Raw genomic sequence first — 15,099 nt, forward strand, 5'->3', positions numbered from 1 at the left:
GCGGACGACGACACCCCGGCCAGCACACTCGGCCTAAACCAGAGCAAGCATGTGATGTGAGCCACTACTGTTGGCGTCAGCTCGACGAGGAGCTCATCTGGAACGAAAGGCCTGTCCCATGTGCAGCCACGAACCCGCCTGCCCGTCCTTCGAGGACACCGACCGCGAAGCCGCGCGAGTCGTCTCCAGCCACCCCGAACAAGGATGGAGCCTGCTCTGCAACGGAGTCGTCCTTTTCGAGGACACCGGCGAACTGCTCCCCGACGGGGCGGTTGTCGCCCCGCACCGACCCCGCGCGGCCGCCGCCTGACCCCACCCGCCGACGACCACGACCCGGGGCCCGACCCGCGAACGCACCGGACCCGGGCGACGCAGCCGCCCGCGAAGGAGGGCGCCGCCGCCCGCCACCGGCCGCAGCCGCCGCGCGCGACGGTTCCCGACACGCACACCCGCCCGGAAGGCGCAGAGCCCCGGGCGGTTCCGTGTCACCGGTCGGGCCAGCCCTCGGGCAGCACGTCCTCTCCCCCCATCGCCTCCCGCAACCGGCCACGGAAGTCGGCGTGCACGTCGGCGCCCCACACCAGACCGCTCGGGGTGCGCAGCGCCTGCTCCATGACGGCGCGCAGCGCGTCGGCGCGCGCCTCCCCCTCCACCACCGGAACCGCCAGTAGCGCGTGCATCTGGGTGATGACGGCGAACAGCTCCCCCGCCAACGCGGGCGCGGTGGCCGTCGCCGCGGCCTCCTCCAGGTACGGGGTCCACCACGGCCCCCGCCCGTCCCCCGCGTCCTCGCCCGACGGGGCGGCGAAACCCCGGCGCAGCCGCCTGCGCACCTCGCCCGCGGTCTCCGGGTCCCCGTCCCCCAGGCCCAGCCGCCAGACCCGCTCGGCCGCGTCGGGCTCCCCCCGCAGGGAGAGCAACCCGGCCAGGAGTTCCACGGCCGAGGCCGAGGTACCCGCGTCCGGCCGGGGCGCGTCCTGCGCCCCCTCCCCGGGGTCGACGATCGCGCCGACGTCGGCGATGGCGTGTTCGAGGTGGGACGCCGCGCGCAGCAGACGCAGACCCGGGTCGTCCGCGACCGCCAGGCCGCGTTCGACGGCCGCCGCGGCGGCGCCCGGCAGCCCTCGGCCGAGCAGGCGCCCGGCCAGGTCGCGGGCGGCGTCGACGACGGTGGTCGCGTGCAGTCGACTGATCGGGGCGGGGCCCGGCGGGAGGCCGAGCGCCGCCTCCCAGTGCTCCTCCGCACCGGCGGCGTCCCCGCGGTCCTCCGCGGACCGAGCCAGTCCGTAGCGGGCGACGGCGACGAAGCCGGGGTCTCCCAGGTCGAGGAGCCGGAGCCACACGCTCTCGGCCTCCGCGTACTCCCCGTCCTGTTCGAGGGAGAGCCCGAGGTGGTAGGCGGCCCGCGGGGCGTACCTGGGGTCGCCGGTGGCCACCGCCCGGCGCGCCGCCTCACGGGCGGCGGGAAGGTCGCCCCGCTGGTCCTCGACGACGGCCAGGCCGAGCAGGGCACGGGCCAGCAGCGGCGGGCGCGGGCCCGAGTCGGCGGCCCGCCGGTAGAGCTTGGCGGCGCGTTTGAGGTGGCCGTTCTCGGCGAGGTCCTGAGCCTGGTCGCACAGGTCGGCGGCGTCCCGGGCGGAGGTCGCGTCTGGCTCCCCGGTGTCCTCGGGGTCGGTCGCCGGGGGCGGATCGGCGGGGCCAGAGCGTGCGGGATGTCCGGACGTCGTGGTCATTGCTTCCGCTTTCCATGGGGGCGGCGGGTCCCGCGGTGGGACCCGGGTCCGTGTCGCCGCAACTCTAACGCGGCTCCCGCCGGGAGGCGGCGTCCCGGGCGGCGAGCACACGGATGTCAGCCCCCGACGAGGCGTTCGACCAGGAACCGCCAACCGTCGACCAGGGGGTGGGGGGCTCCCGGCTCCGGCAGTTCGGGGACCTCCTCCGCCGACAGGTACAGCATCAGGGGCCCTTCCAGGGCTGCGGTGAGCTGCACGGTGAGGCCGTCCAGGTGGGCCGGGGGCAGGCCGGCCAGGCCCAGGAGCATGCGGAGGTGGGGCTGGGTCATGCTCGCCGCGCCCGCCGGAGTCGGATGCGAGCGGTCCACGGCGGCCCGCGCGATCGCGTGGTGCTCCAGGAGGAAGGGGACGCGCTCGCACCCGTAGGCGACCAGGCGCCGCACGGGGTCGGCGCCCGGCCCCAGCGGCGGCGGCCCGGACAGGACCCGTTCCTGGAAGCGGCGCTCGTCGTCGTCGAGCAGGGCCCGGAAGATGCCGGCGCGGCTGCCGAAGCGGCGGAAGACCGTGCCCTTGCCCAGTCCGGCCCGTTCGGCGAGGCCGTCCATGGTCACCTGCGAGGTTCCCTGTTCGGCGATCACCGCGCGGGCCGCCTCCAGCAGGCGTTCGCGGTTGCGTGCGGCGTCCGCGCGTTCGCCGCGCGACTTCCCGAAGGGCACCAGGGGCGTAGTCACACGGCCAATCTACCCCGGGAACACTAAGCGGGGTAAAGTCCGTTTATAGTGGAGCATGGTCACGCCGCCGGACGAGCCGTCCGGCGGCGTGAGCACTCCGCATCCCGCGGACACGAACACCCTTGGGGGAAGAGAGCCCGATGAACCTGTTCCGACTGGACGCCAGCATCCTGCCGACCGTCTCCAGCAGCGCCGAGATCGCCGACCTCGCCGAGGCCGAATGGACGGCCGCCCACCCGCAGGGCGCCGTCACCCGCCGCCACCTGGGCACCGACCCGCTGCCCGCCGACGCCTGGGCCCTGGCCACCACCGGCGCCGGCACGGCCGAGGACGACCGCTCCCCGGCCCAGCAGCAGTCCCTGGCCCTGGCGGCCGAACTGGCCGCCGAGCTCCAGGAGGCCGACACCGTGATCCTGGCCGTGCCGCTGTACAACTACGGCGTCTCCCAGCACTTCAAGGCCTGGGTCGATCTGGTGATCGCGGGCGCCGGCCCCACCACCCCCCTGCTGAAGGGCACCCCCACCGTGCTCGCCACCACCCTCGGCGGCGGGTACGGCCCCGGATCCCCCCGCGAGGGCTGGGACCACTCCACCCCCTACCTGGAGCGTGTGATCGCCGACATCTGGCAGGCCGACCTGACGCTCATCAAGCGCGAACTCACCCTGGCCGCGACCACACCGGGCATGGAGGCCCTCAAGGACCTCGCCGAGCAGGAGCACACCCGGGCCCTGGCCGGCGCCCGCGAGGCCGGCCGGGTGCTCGCCGCGCGCTGAGAACTCGGCACCTGTCCGCTGTCGAGGACGGCTGCCTTTACGATGTAGATTCATATGAGGGAATGTGTCACCCGTGTCCCCGGACACGCGGAGGGGCGCCGGTCCGCGGACCGGCGCCCCTCGACCGCGCGGGGCCTACATCGCGAAGGCCTCCGGCGGCGGGCACGAGCAGACCAGGTTGCGGTCACCGTAGGCCTGGTCGATCCGGCCGACCGGCGGCCAGTACTTGTCCATGCGCAGCGACGGCAGCGGGTACGCCGCCTCGGCGCGGGTGTAGCCGTGCTCCCACTCGTCGGCGGTCACCGCCTCCGCGGTGTGCGGGGCGTTGCGCAGGGGGTTGTCCCCGGCGTCCCACTCCCCCGCGGCCACCCGGTCGATCTCGGCGCGGATCGCGATCATCGCCTCCACGAACCGCTCCAGCTCGGCGAGGTTCTCGCTCTCGGTCGGCTCCACCATCAGGGTGCCGTTGACCGGGAAGGACATCGTCGGAGCGTGGAACCCGTAGTCCATCAGCCGCTTGGCCACGTCCTCGTTGCTGATCCCGCTCGCCTTCTGGAGCGGGCGGATGTCGATGACGCACTCGTGCGCCACCAGGCCCCCCTCGCCCGTGTAGAGGACCGGGAAGTACGGCTCCAGCCGCTTGGCCAGGTAGTTCGCGGACAGGACCGCGACCTCGGTGGCGGAGCGCAGGCCCCCCTCGCCCATCATCCGGACGTACGCCCAGGAGATGGGCAGGATGCCCGCCGACCCGAACGGGGCGCCCGACACCGGGCCGACGCCCGTGTGCGGGCCCGCCTCGGACTGGGTCGGGTGGTTGGGCAGGAAGCCGGCCAGGTGCGAGCGGACCGCGACAGGGCCCACACCGGGCCCGCCGCCGCCGTGCGGGATACAGAACGTCTTGTGGAGGTTCAGGTGGCTGACGTCGGCGCCGAACTCGCCGGGCTTGGCCCAGCCGAGGAGCGCGTTCAGGTTGGCGCCGTCGACGTACACCTGGCCGCCGGCCTCGTGGACCAGGCGGCACACCTCGGTGATGGTGTCCTCGTACACGCCGTGCGTGGACGGGTAGGTGACCATGATGGCGGCCAGGTCGTCCGCGTGCCGGGCGGTCTTGGCCCTCAGGTCGTCCAGGTCGACGTTGCCGTTGTCGTCGCAGGCGACCACGGCCACGCGCATGCCCGCCATCACGGCGCTGGCCGCGTTGGTGCCGTGCGCGGAGCTGGGGATGAGGCAGACGTCGCGGTGGGCGTCGCCGCGTGAGCGGTGGTAGCCCCGGATGGCGAGCAGTCCGGCGAACTCGCCCTGTGACCCGGCGTTGGGCTGGAGGGACACGGCGTCGTAGCCGGTGACCTCGGCCAGCCAGGCCTCCAGGTCGCGGATCACGGTCATGCTCCCGGCCGCCTGGTCGAGCGGCGCGAAGGGGTGCAGGCCCGCGAACTCCGGCCAGGTGACGGGCTCCATCTCCGTGGTCGAGTTGAGCTTCATGGTGCAGGAGCCCAGCGGGATCATCGTGCGGTCCAGGGCCAGGTCCCGATCGGACAGGCGGCGCATGTAGCGCAGCAGGGAGGTCTCGCTCCGGTGGGTGTTGAACACCGGGTGGGAGAGGTAGTCGGTCTCCCGGGACAGCCCTGCGGGAAGGCGTCCGGCGGCCCGGTCCACGACCAGTCGCGCCTTGGAGGAGCCGCGCTCGGCCTCGCCGAAGGCCTCCAGCACCGCCTCCAGGTCCGCCTCGGAGGTGGTCTCGTCCACGCTCACGCCGACCGTGTGCTGGTCGACGGTCAGGAGGTTGTACCCGGCCTCCAGCGCGGTCTCCACGACGCCGGCGGCACTGGGCACGCGCACGCGCAGGGTGTCGAAGTAGGCGGAGTGGACGATCTCGAACCCGCGCTCGACGAGGGCGTCGGCCAGGGCCGCGGTGCGGGTGTGCACCTGGCGGGCGATCGCACGCAGTCCGTCGGGGCCGTGGTAGACGGCGTACATCCCGGCCATGATGGCGAGCAGCACCTGCGCGGTACAGATGTTGCTCGTGGCCTTCTCGCGCCGGATGTGCTGTTCGCGGGTCTGCAGGGCGAGCCGGTAGGCGGGCTTGCCCGCGTTGTCCACCGAGACGCCCACCAGGCGGCCGGGCAGCTGGCGGCGCAGCTTCTCCCCGACGGCCATGTAGCCGGCGTGCGGTCCCCCGAACCCGAGCGGGACGCCGAAGCGCTGGGTGGATCCGACGGCGATGTCGGCGCCGAGCTCGCCCGGGCTGCGCAGCAGGGTCAGGGCGAGGATGTCGGCGGCCACCACGGCGAGGGCCCCGCGCTCGTGGGCGGCGGAGACGACCGCGGCCGGGTCGCTCACCGCGCCGCTGGCGGCGGGGTACTGCACGAGGACGCCGAAGGCGTCGCCCTCGGGCAGGCCCTGCGACAGGTCGGCGACGACGACCTCGATGCCGAGGGGCTCGGCGCGGGTGCGGAGGACCTGGAGGGTCTGCGGGAAGACGTCGGCGTCGACGACGAAGACGTCGGCCTTGCTCTTGGAGGCCCGGCGGGCGAGGGTCATGGCCTCGGCCGCGGCGGTCGACTCGTCCAGGAGGGACGCGCCGGAGACCGGCAGGCCGGTCAGGTCGCAGACCATGGTCTGGAAGTTGAGCAGGGCCTCCAGGCGGCCCTGGGAGATCTCGGGCTGGTAGGGCGTGTAGGCCGTGTACCAGGCCGGGTTCTCCATGATGTTGCGGAGGATGACCGGCGGGGTGAAGGTGCCGTAGTACCCCTGGCCGAGCAGGGAGGTGCGCACGTCGTTGCGCGCGGCGAGGTCGCGGAGTTCGGCCAGCGCCTCGGCCTCGCCGATCGCCTCGGGCAGGGCCAGCGGGGCGCTGCGGCCCGGTCCGGTGAGGATGGACTCCGGCACGGCCGCCGCCATGAGCTCGGCGGTGGAGCCGTAGCCGACCGTCTTGAGCATCTCCTGGGTCTCGGCCGGAGTGGGGCCGATGTGGCGGTCGGCGAACACCCTGGCGGGTGCGCCGGGGGTGTTCACGGGCTGGTCGGGCACGGAGACCTCCTGGTGACAGGGCCGAGTGGGCTCGGCGGTGTTCCTCACGGTCTCCCCCTCTGTCACCGGGCACGGACGTGCCCAGGCTTCAGAGCGGCCTTCTCCGCGCGGTCCGTGGTGCCTGAGAGGTTACTGGGGAGTATTGCCCCGTCGGCGCCCCTGCCGGGGTCTCTCCCGCGCGGTATTGACAGCCTGTTGACGCTATGTACATGTGGGGACAGGGCGAATGTCGCCTTTCATCCCTGTTGTGAGTATGACCGTACTCGATGCGCGCTGATGTGGCCGAGTCCGCCCGCGCGTTTCGCCGAACCCGTGCGCGGCGCCACACGGCCGGGAACGCCGGGCCGACCGCCCCTCCCGCGCCGGTGCCGCCCGCGCGGGGGCGCGGATCGCGCCGGTCCGTCGGAGGGAGCACGTGGTCGCGCGGACGGATGTGGAGTGCCGTCGGAAGGCAGTGCTGCCGGAAGGGCGTCGGGGTCGGCCCGCACGCACCGATCCCGACGCCCTTCGCCGTGCCCCCAGGAGTTCCGGGAAGCCCTGTCAGGGGTCTACACGGGTTCGATGCCCTCGACGATCAGCAGGACCTCCTCGGGGTGGCCCTCCACGACGCCGTCGGGGCTCTCCAGAAGTGCGTCCATGACGGTGTCGTCCATGTAGGAGACCTGGACCACCACTCCGGGTTCGGGGACGAAGAGCGCCCCGGCGCCGTTGTAGTGGCCGGTGCCGTCCGGGAGCTCCCTGACGCCGCCTCCGGGCAACGCCTCCTCCAGGGTGGTGCCGCCCTCGCTCTCCGGCTCCAGGTAGGAGTCCACGTCGGTGAAGCTCGCGTGCCGGTAGACCGTGACGTACACGTCGGAGGGGGTGAACACCTCCCGCTCGGGGAGGACCCGGCCGTCGTCGTCGACGAGGTGGTCCACGTCCACGGTGTCGGGCAGCCAGGACCGCTCGACCTCCTCGACGTCGGGCAGGACGAACCCCTCCTGGGAGTACCACGCGTTGACGTCGTGGTCGTAGGGGGTGCCCTCCACGGCGTCGGGGAGGTAGCCGATCTCGTAACCGCTGAGGTCGCCCTCGGCGGGGAGGTAGCCCTGGGCCTCCAGGAACGGTGCGGCCTCCTCCAGGGACATCGCCTCGGAGGGGGCGCTGCCGTCCGGGTTCAGCTCGGGGAGCGCCTCCTGCTCGGAGGAGCTGGGTTCCACCGCCTGAGGGGACGCGCACGCGGCGGTTGCGACCATGAGGACCACTGCGCCCAGCGTCGTGGCGAGAACGGGGGCGAGGGGGGTGTGCTTCTGGCGAAAGGTCATGGGTCCATCGTGCGGGCCGGGCCCGCGGCTGGCATGAGTACGGACACTCAACCGCCCTCCGCGAGGTGTTCGGGCGGCGGTGCGCGGGGCCGAGGAGGGGTGCCACGGGATTCGGCCCGCTTCTCCCGGAGCCACGGCGGGCCGCGGCGCAGCGGGACCCCCCGAGGGGGCGCCGGCCGCGGCCACGCTTGACTGTGACGTGACGTCCGGGTCTTTCCTGGTCGCATGCCGCTCGAACAGTGCCCGGCCGTCGTCTCCTCCCCCGCGTCGCCTCCGCTGAGCCCGCTCGGCAGCGCCGTCGCGGCGGCGCTGCCGCTGGTCGATCTGTTGCGGGCCCGGACCCGGTGTGGTTCATCCTCGTCTCGCGTACTCTGCGCGCCCCGGAACCGAAGGAGCTGCCCGATGCTCAGCAGCGAGCTCGCCGAGCTGGCCGGCGTCACCGTCCGCACGTTGCGCCACTACCACCAGATCGGGCTGCTGCCCGAGCCGCCGCGCTCGGCCGGGGGCTACCGGCACTACGACGTCGGCCACCTCGTCCGGCTCCTGCGCATCACGAGGATGACCGGACTCGGCGTACCGCTGTCCGTCGTCCCCGCGGTGCTGGACGATCCGGTGTCCGCGGAGGAACTGCTCGAAGAGCTCGACCGCCAGGCCGCCGCCGACATCGAAAGGCTCACCGCCCGCCGGGCCGGCATCGCCGCGCTGCGCCGCAGCGGTGCTCCGCCCGACCTGCCCCCGGAGCTGTCGGCATGGCGTTCCGCCCCCGAGGCGGACGTGCCGGCGGACATGGCCCGCTACGAGCACGAACAGCTGATCCTGGTCGGACACCTGCTCGCCGAGGACGGCCCGGCGGGATTCGCCGCCCTGTTCGGCGAGGCGGACGACGGCATGGCCGCGTCCGCACCGCTGACGGCGCGCTTCTACGCCCTCGAGCCCGACACCCCGGACGACGAGGTCGCATCGCTGATCGACGAGCTGGTCGCCCACTTCGAGCCGGTGGTCGCGCGGCTGGCCGATCTGTCCCCGTTCGACGCGCGGGCCTCAGCCCTGGTGGACGAGCTGGGCGAGCAGACGCTCAGACCCGTGCAGCACCGCGTCCTGCGCCGGGTCCAGCAGCGGTTGGCCCGACGCGACGGGGCCTGATCGGCCTGCGCGGGGCTCCACCGGTCCGCACTCCGCGATGTCCTGTGACACAGGTCATGCCGCCCCGTCTTGAGTGTGACGCGACGTCGGGGAGTGGACTCGGGGGTGCTCGCACCGTCGACCTCGAGGACCCGTCATGACCGCTCCGTCGAAGCTGATCACCGTCGAAGAGTTCTTCGGCCCACCCGCCCGTAGCCGGGCCCTGCTGTCCCCGGACGGCACGAAGGTCGCCTACCTCGCCCCGTGGCACGGGCGGCTCAACGTGTTCCTCCGCGACCTGGACTCGGACTGGGCCACCCCCGACGGCGTACACGGCGCCGACGCCCCGGGCGGGCGGCGCATCACCTCCGACACCCGGCGCAGCATCGACACCTTCTTCTGGACCGCCGACGGCCGCTACCTGCTGTTCCAGCAGGACACCGACGGCGACGAGAACTGGCACCTGTACCGCGCCGACCCGGCCCGGCCCGACGAGTCCGCGGTCGACCTGACGCCCTTCAAGGGTGTGCGGCTGCTCGGCGCGCAGCTGCCGCCGGACCGGCCGGGAACGGCTTTCGTGCAGCTCAACATGCGCCGTCCCGACCTGATCGACCTCTTCGAGCTCGACCTGGCGACCGGTCGGCTGACCCTGGTCGCGGAGAATCCCGGCGACGTCCAGTCCTGGACGCGCACCCCCGACCGGTTGCTGGTCTTCACCATGGAGGAGGGCGGTGACCACGTGCTGTCGGAGTGGGCCGCGGGTGAGCGCCGCCCCATCGCGCGGTTCCCCGGCACGGACATCCTCCTCGCGGTCCTTCCCGCCGCGCCCACCCCGGACGGAGGCGGACTCTGGATCGGTTCGTCGCGCGGGTCGGACCGCACCCGCCTGGTCCGGGTCGACCTGGCGACCGGCGAGCAGATCGGGGTGGACAGCCACCCCGTCTTCGACCTGGACACCCCCCGCCCCGAGGCCGACCCGCGCTTCCCGTCCTCGCTGATCCTGCACCCGAGCACCGGGGAACTGCTCGGCGCCCGCTACCTCGGCGCCCGTCAGGAGATCCACGCGCTCGACCCGCACTTCGCCACGGTACTGCCGCGGCTGGCCGAGCTGTCCGACGGCGACCTGGCCCACGTGTCCTGCGACGCCACGGCGCAGCGCTGGGTGGTGGACTTCACCCACGACCGCGATCCCGGCGTCACCTGGTTCTACGACCACGCCACGGGACGGGCGCGCCGCCTGTTCCGACCGTTCCCCCACCTCGACCCGGCCCAGCTGGCACCGGTCGCCCCGATCACCGTCACCGCCCGCGACGGCCTGGCCCTGCCCTGCCACCTCACCCTCCCTGTCGGGGTCGAGCCCCGCGACCTGCCGACCGTGCTGCTGGTGCACGGCGGGCCGTGGTACCGCGACAGCTGGTGCTACGACCCGGAGGTGCAGCTGTTGGCCAACCGCGGCTACGCGGTGCTGCAGGTGAACTTCCGCGGCTCCACCGGCTACGGCAAGGCCCACACCCGGGCCGCGATAGGCCAGTTCGCCGGACGCATGCACGACGACCTGATCGACGCCCTCGACTGGGCGGTCGAGCAGGGCTTCACCGACCCGGACCGGGTCGCGGTCTACGGCTGCTCCTACGGCGGCTACGCCGCACTCGTCGGGGCCGCGTTCACCCCGGACCGGTTCGCCGCCGCGGTCAGCTACACGGGAATGTCCGACCTCGTCGACCTCGTCCGGTCGGTCGTCCCGGCCGCCCGCCGCCTCGTCGAGAACAGCTACCTGCGCTACATCGGCGACCCGGACGACCCCCGCCAGGAGGCCGACATGCTCGCCCGCTCGCCCATCAGCCGGGTCGACGACATCACCGCGCCCCTGCTGCTGATCCACGGCGCCAACGACGTGCGCGTCGCCCGCCGCCACTCCGACCGCATCGTCGAGGCGCTTCGCTCCCGCGGAGCCGAGGTCGAGTACCTGATGAACGAGTCCGAGGGCCACTGGTTCACCAACGCGGACAGCAACATCGAGTTGTACCGCACGCTCGAGCGCTTCCTGGCCCGGCACCTGGGCGGGCACTCCTCGGCCACGTCCTGACCCGGTGCGGCCGGCCCCGTGCGGCGCCGGGGCCGGACCCGGCCCGGCCGGGAGGGAGCCCGCGTACCCGCCGTCACGCGGGCTCCCGACCGCGCAGCCACACGGCGGTGTCCGACGGAAGGCGCCCCGCGTCGAGGGGGCCGTCGGCCACCGGGACCCCGGTGTGCTCCGGCAGGACCACCGCCCCTCCCCAGGTTCTCCGACTCCTTCCCCCGACGAAGCCATGCGCTGGTGCCGGAACCATAGGTCTGCCGGGCTCGACCACGCAAGAACCCGACACCGGACCACAAACAAGCGACACAAGCCCACGATGCAGGGACAACAAGACCTGGATCACTCATCGGAGCGGGGTGGATCCGCCTGACGAAGGCATGACGAAGGGGTGCGGCGGACACCTCCGCCACACCCCTGTCCCACGCCCCGCTCCGCTCCCGGCCCCCCGGGGCGCCGAACCTGGGTCGGGGCGGGCTCGGCCCGCTCGCGGACCGGCCCGGTCGAGGAGCGCACCACCAGCTCGGGCTCGAACACCAGCTCGGCGCGGGAGGCCGACCCGCCCTCGATCCACCTCGTCAACAGCTCCACCGCCGACCGGCCCATGGCCTCGATCGGCTGGCGGACCGTGGTCAGCGGCGGGTCCGTGCACGCCATCAGCGGCGAGTCGTCGTAACCGACGACGGACACCTCGTGCGGAACCGACAGCCCTCTGCGCCGGGCGGCGCGCACCGCGCCCAGCGCCATGACGTCACTCGCGCACAGGATGCCGGTGACACCCTCCTCCAGGAGCCGGTCGGCCGCGGCCCTCCCGTTCTCCATCGAGTACAGGACGTGCTCGACCCTCGGCTCGGGCGCCCCCTCGACCGCGCACGCGCGCAGGGCCGCGATCTTGCGCCGGGAGGGCACGTGGTCGGGCGGACCCGCAACCATGCCGATCCGCTCGTGGCCCAGGGCTCTCAGGTGGTCGACCACCTGCTCCACCGCCACGGCGTCGTCACAGGACACCCGCGGGAAGTCCAGGGAGTCGACGGCGGCGTTGACCAGGACCGCGGGCAGACTGCGCTCGTACAGGTCCTCGTAGTGCGCGTGCGCGGCGTCCCCCTGTGCGTAGAGGCCTCCCGCGAAGATGATCCCCGAGACCTGCTGGGCGAGCAGCAGTTCGACGTAGTCGGACTCCGAGACCCCTCCGGCCGTGCGCGTGCACAGCACCGGGGCGAACCCGCCCTGGGCGAGCGCCGTCGCCATGACCTCGGCCAGGGCGGGGAAGACCGGGTTCTGCAGCTCGGGCAGGACCAGGCCCACCAGGCGTGCCCGCACCCCCCGGAGCTGGGTGGGGCGTTCGTATCCGAGGACGTCGAGGGCCGTGAGGACCGCTTCACGCGTACTGGAGGAGACGCCGGGCTTGTCGTTGAGGACCCGGCTGACCGTGGCCTCGCTCACCCCGACCTTCTCGGCGACCTCCGCGAGTCGACGTTTCATGCTCCCAAGGTAGGACATGGACCGCAAGCGGCTTGCGGACACTTGCGCGGGCTGTCATCTGTTTGCACCTTCGGGGGCAGGTGCGGACGCTCCGGGGTCAGCCGGTGCGGCGCTCCCTGCGCCGCCTGGCGAGTTCGTCCACGGGCGGGGGCGCGGAGGGCAGCTCGGTCCGCTCCTCGTCGGGGACCACGCCCAGCGCCTCCTCCAGCTCGCGCCACACGTGGGCCAGCGCCAGGCCGAACATGCCCTGTCCGCGCTGCATGAGGTCCACGACCTCGTCGGGCGAGGTGCACTCGTAGACGCTGACGCCGTCGCTCATGAGGGTGATGCGGGCCAGCTCGGGGGCGGGGCGTCCGCGCAGGTGGTCGACCGCGGTCCGGATCTGCTGCAACGAGATGCCCGTGTCCAGCAGCCGTTTGGCCACCTTCAGCAACAGGATGTCGGGAAGGCTGTACAGGGGGGCGTTCTGGGCTCCGGTACGCACGCTCGGTTCCACCAGGCCGGTTCTCGCCCAGTAGTCGAGCTGACGGTAGGTGATCCCTGCGGCGGTACACGCCGCGGGGCCCCGATACCCGACGTCCATAGGCCGCGCCACCACGTCCTCTTCGCACAGTAGGCCCTGCTGCCCCGCTAGCCGCAGAGCGGACCGCCTGTCATGGGGATTCCGCTTGCCGCTCGCTACCGCCACGCCGACCTCCGGCTTCTCGTCCCACGGCGGCCTCGACAGGGGATGTCCACTCAGGGAATGGGTGCGCCGCGGGTTCCACTGCACTGACGGTAGGACGACCGAACGGCAGCGTCAACGACAGCACCCGGCGCGTCGCCAAGTGCGCGCACCGCTGGTGTTGCGGAGCCGACCCGGTGGCGCCCTCTGCGCCCCCACGGGTTTCGGCCCTGACCGCTTCGACCACTCCCGTTGCCCAATCTATCACCGGAGCGTTGGACAAAGCCGCAGGTCGCAGCTGTGTCCCTTCTGGCGTCCACGCTGACATCACGCTGGTGGGACCCGTGTCGCCCACGGTTCCCGAGGAAGTTCCGCCTATTCGGCCTTGCGGCCGAAGTCCTCGGGCGAGATGTTGTCCAGGAACTCCCGGAACGCCTCGACCTGATCCTCCTGCTCGTCCGGGATCGGCATGCCGGCCTCGGCGATCACGTCCTCGTGGGCGTAGATGGGCGCGCCCGTCCGTAACGCGAGGGCGATGGAGTCGGAGGGCCTGGCACTGACTTCCACCCCGTTGCTGAAGACCAGCTCGGCGTAGAAGATGCCGTCGCTCAGGCCGGTGATGTTCACCGTGGTGAGGCCCGTGTCCAGGGCGTCCAGGACGTCCCGGAACAGGTCGTGGGTGAGCGGCCTGGCCGGCGCGACGCCCTGTTGCGCCAGCGCGATCGCGGTCGCCTCCACACCGCCGATCCAGATCGGCAGGTAGCGGTCCCCCTCGGATTCCTTGAGCAGGACTATCGGCTGGTTCGAGGGCATCTCGACCCGGACGCCGACGACCTCCATGTGCTTCACAGCGGCTCCGTCCCACGCGTCGTCACACCGGATGGGCGCTCGTCCCAGCCGCACTCGGATGCAGGACCCGAGGGCGAAATCGGCACCCTTCGTTACAAAGCTGTCCGGCGGCGGGGGGCCGCAAACCTCATCGGCCCACCCGCCGCCGTCACCCGTGGTCAGCGACCCCTCATCGGCGCGGTTTGGTCAGCAGAACCATGCGGAACTTGCCGATCTGGATCTCGTCCCCGCCGCCGAGCTGGGCCTCGTCGACCGGCTCCCGGTTGACGTAGGTGCCGTTGAGGCTGCCCACGTCACGGACGCCGAACCCGTCGCCGCGGCGGAAGAACTCCACGTGGCGTCGGGACACGGTGACGTCGTCAAGGAAGATGTCACTGTTGGGGTGCCGTCCGGCGGTGGTCACGTCGCTGTCCAACAGGAAACGACTTCCGGCGTTGGGGCCACGCCTGACCACGAGCAGCGCCGTGCCCGGAGGCAGGGCGTCGGCGTTGGCAGGGTCGTCACCGCCCAGCTCGTCGCCGGACTCCTCCTCCTCCAGGGCCTGTATCCCGGAGATGGAGATGGTGGACGTCACGTCTCCGGCGGAGTCCCCACCCGAACCGGGTCGGGGGCCCTGCTGTTCGGCCCTGCGGACGGGGGTTCCGCAGTGGGAGCAGAAACGGGCATCATCCGCAACGGCGTGACCGCACTGCGTGCAGTAAACGCTCGACATAGGTCGGCTCGGCCTCCTACCGCACGGGGCGGCGCTTGATTCGGCTGATCGGTGACACGTTCCGGACACCGCTCGGACTCCTGGTCCGCGCACCGTCCGGCACGTGGCGAGGTGGTCCACTGTCGCGGCAGCGGTGCGCCTCACACGGTCGGTCGCTAGTTCTCATCCCCCGTGTCGTACTCCTTGTCACCCCCGGTGAGGGTGTCCGCCGTTGCCGGGATACCCGGCCCGGTGGGCGACTCGGCGCTCCAGGGAACACTCGACTTTAAACCATATCCCTGTCCAGGCAGGGTTTCGCTCCTCCTCGGCCTGCCGTGAACGCCCCCCGACCGCGCACGCGGTGCGGGGAACTGCGGACCCGACGCCCGGGACGCCGCCTCCGCGGGTGACCGACCTCGGAACAGTGAAACACCTGTCCTGATGCTGATGCCCGCCCGGGGGGTTTGGTTCTCGGCGACCCTCCACGGATTCGCGCCGACACCATTGGGCATCTATGACCTGCTGATATGTCCAGTTTATCCCTCAAATACGTTTTTTGGGCATGTCATAAGGAACAGCCTGCCGACTCCTCCGCGGACGCGTCGCGCGGGCGCGGAGGAGTCGGCAGGCTGTTCCTTATGAC

The 15,099-nt window shown here is 72.4% G+C and carries 12 protein-coding genes and 1 riboswitch; of the genes, 4 read left to right on the forward strand and 8 right to left on the reverse strand.

Going from position 1 to position 15,099, the window contains the following annotated elements; genetic code table 11:
• Window positions 1-118 precede the first annotated feature (118 nt).
• Window positions 119-310 (forward strand): DUF5999 family protein, encoded by a 192-nt coding sequence (locus Q8791_RS26475; protein ID WP_330094530.1) that lies wholly within the window; start codon window positions 119-121, stop codon window positions 308-310.
• A gap of 175 nt (window positions 311-485) precedes the next feature.
• Here Q8791_RS26475 and Q8791_RS26480 read toward each other — a convergent pair whose 3' ends face one another.
• Both Q8791_RS26480 and Q8791_RS26485 read right to left on the reverse strand, forming a co-directional pair.
• The gene (locus tag Q8791_RS26480) at window positions 486-1,733 is read right to left on the reverse strand and encodes a tetratricopeptide repeat protein (protein ID WP_330094531.1); all 1,248 of its coding nucleotides are present in this window, start codon (window positions 1,731-1,733) and stop codon (window positions 486-488) included.
• Between the two features lie 116 nt (window positions 1,734-1,849).
• Complete coding sequence (locus Q8791_RS26485) at window positions 1,850-2,464, reverse strand: TetR/AcrR family transcriptional regulator (RefSeq protein ID WP_330094532.1); 615 nt, start codon at window positions 2,462-2,464, stop codon at window positions 1,850-1,852.
• A 140-nt stretch (window positions 2,465-2,604) separates the two neighbouring features.
• Here Q8791_RS26485 and Q8791_RS26490 point away from each other — a divergent pair, with 140 nt between their 5' ends.
• Entirely contained in the window at window positions 2,605-3,237 is a 633-nt protein-coding gene (locus Q8791_RS26490) for an FMN-dependent NADH-azoreductase (protein ID WP_330094533.1), read from the forward strand.
• 135 nt (window positions 3,238-3,372) lie between these two features.
• Here Q8791_RS26490 and gcvP read toward each other — a convergent pair whose 3' ends face one another.
• Entirely contained in the window at window positions 3,373-6,267 is a 2,895-nt protein-coding gene (gene gcvP, locus Q8791_RS26495; RefSeq protein ID WP_330094534.1) for an aminomethyl-transferring glycine dehydrogenase, read from the reverse strand.
• Between the two features lie 98 nt (window positions 6,268-6,365).
• Window positions 6,366-6,454: riboswitch (glycine riboswitch) on the reverse strand.
• A gap of 361 nt (window positions 6,455-6,815) precedes the next feature.
• Window positions 6,816-7,571, reverse strand: a complete 756-nt coding sequence (locus Q8791_RS26500; protein ID WP_330094535.1) for a hypothetical protein — start codon at window positions 7,569-7,571, stop codon at window positions 6,816-6,818.
• Between the two features lie 402 nt (window positions 7,572-7,973).
• Here Q8791_RS26500 and Q8791_RS26505 point away from each other — a divergent pair, with 402 nt between their 5' ends.
• Both Q8791_RS26505 and Q8791_RS26510 read left to right on the forward strand, forming a co-directional pair.
• Complete coding sequence (locus tag Q8791_RS26505; RefSeq protein ID WP_330094536.1) at window positions 7,974-8,714, forward strand: MerR family transcriptional regulator; 741 nt, start codon at window positions 7,974-7,976, stop codon at window positions 8,712-8,714.
• Between the two features lie 136 nt (window positions 8,715-8,850).
• Complete coding sequence (locus Q8791_RS26510) at window positions 8,851-10,779, forward strand: S9 family peptidase (protein ID WP_330094537.1); 1,929 nt, start codon at window positions 8,851-8,853, stop codon at window positions 10,777-10,779.
• 333 nt (window positions 10,780-11,112) lie between these two features.
• Here Q8791_RS26510 and Q8791_RS26515 read toward each other — a convergent pair whose 3' ends face one another.
• From Q8791_RS26515 to Q8791_RS26530, 4 genes are all read right to left on the reverse strand, one after another.
• Window positions 11,113-12,252: a LacI family DNA-binding transcriptional regulator gene (locus tag Q8791_RS26515; protein ID WP_330094538.1), complete on the reverse strand. Its 1,140-nt coding sequence runs from the start codon at window positions 12,250-12,252 to the stop codon at window positions 11,113-11,115.
• 97 nt (window positions 12,253-12,349) lie between these two features.
• A complete protein-coding gene (locus Q8791_RS26520; protein ID WP_330094539.1) occupies window positions 12,350-12,835 on the reverse strand; it encodes a MerR family transcriptional regulator in 486 nt (161 codons plus the stop codon).
• Between the two features lie 456 nt (window positions 12,836-13,291).
• Entirely contained in the window at window positions 13,292-13,765 is a 474-nt protein-coding gene (locus Q8791_RS26525) for a bifunctional nuclease family protein (RefSeq protein ID WP_267945350.1), read from the reverse strand.
• Window positions 13,766-13,934: 169 nt separating this feature from the next.
• Entirely contained in the window at window positions 13,935-14,477 is a 543-nt protein-coding gene (locus Q8791_RS26530) for an FHA domain-containing protein (RefSeq protein WP_330094540.1), read from the reverse strand.
• Between the last annotated feature and the right edge of the window lie 622 nt (window positions 14,478-15,099).

This window comes from Nocardiopsis codii (assembly GCF_036327455.1).
In the GTDB taxonomy this organism is placed as follows: domain Bacteria; phylum Actinomycetota; class Actinomycetes; order Streptosporangiales; family Streptosporangiaceae; genus Nocardiopsis; species Nocardiopsis codii.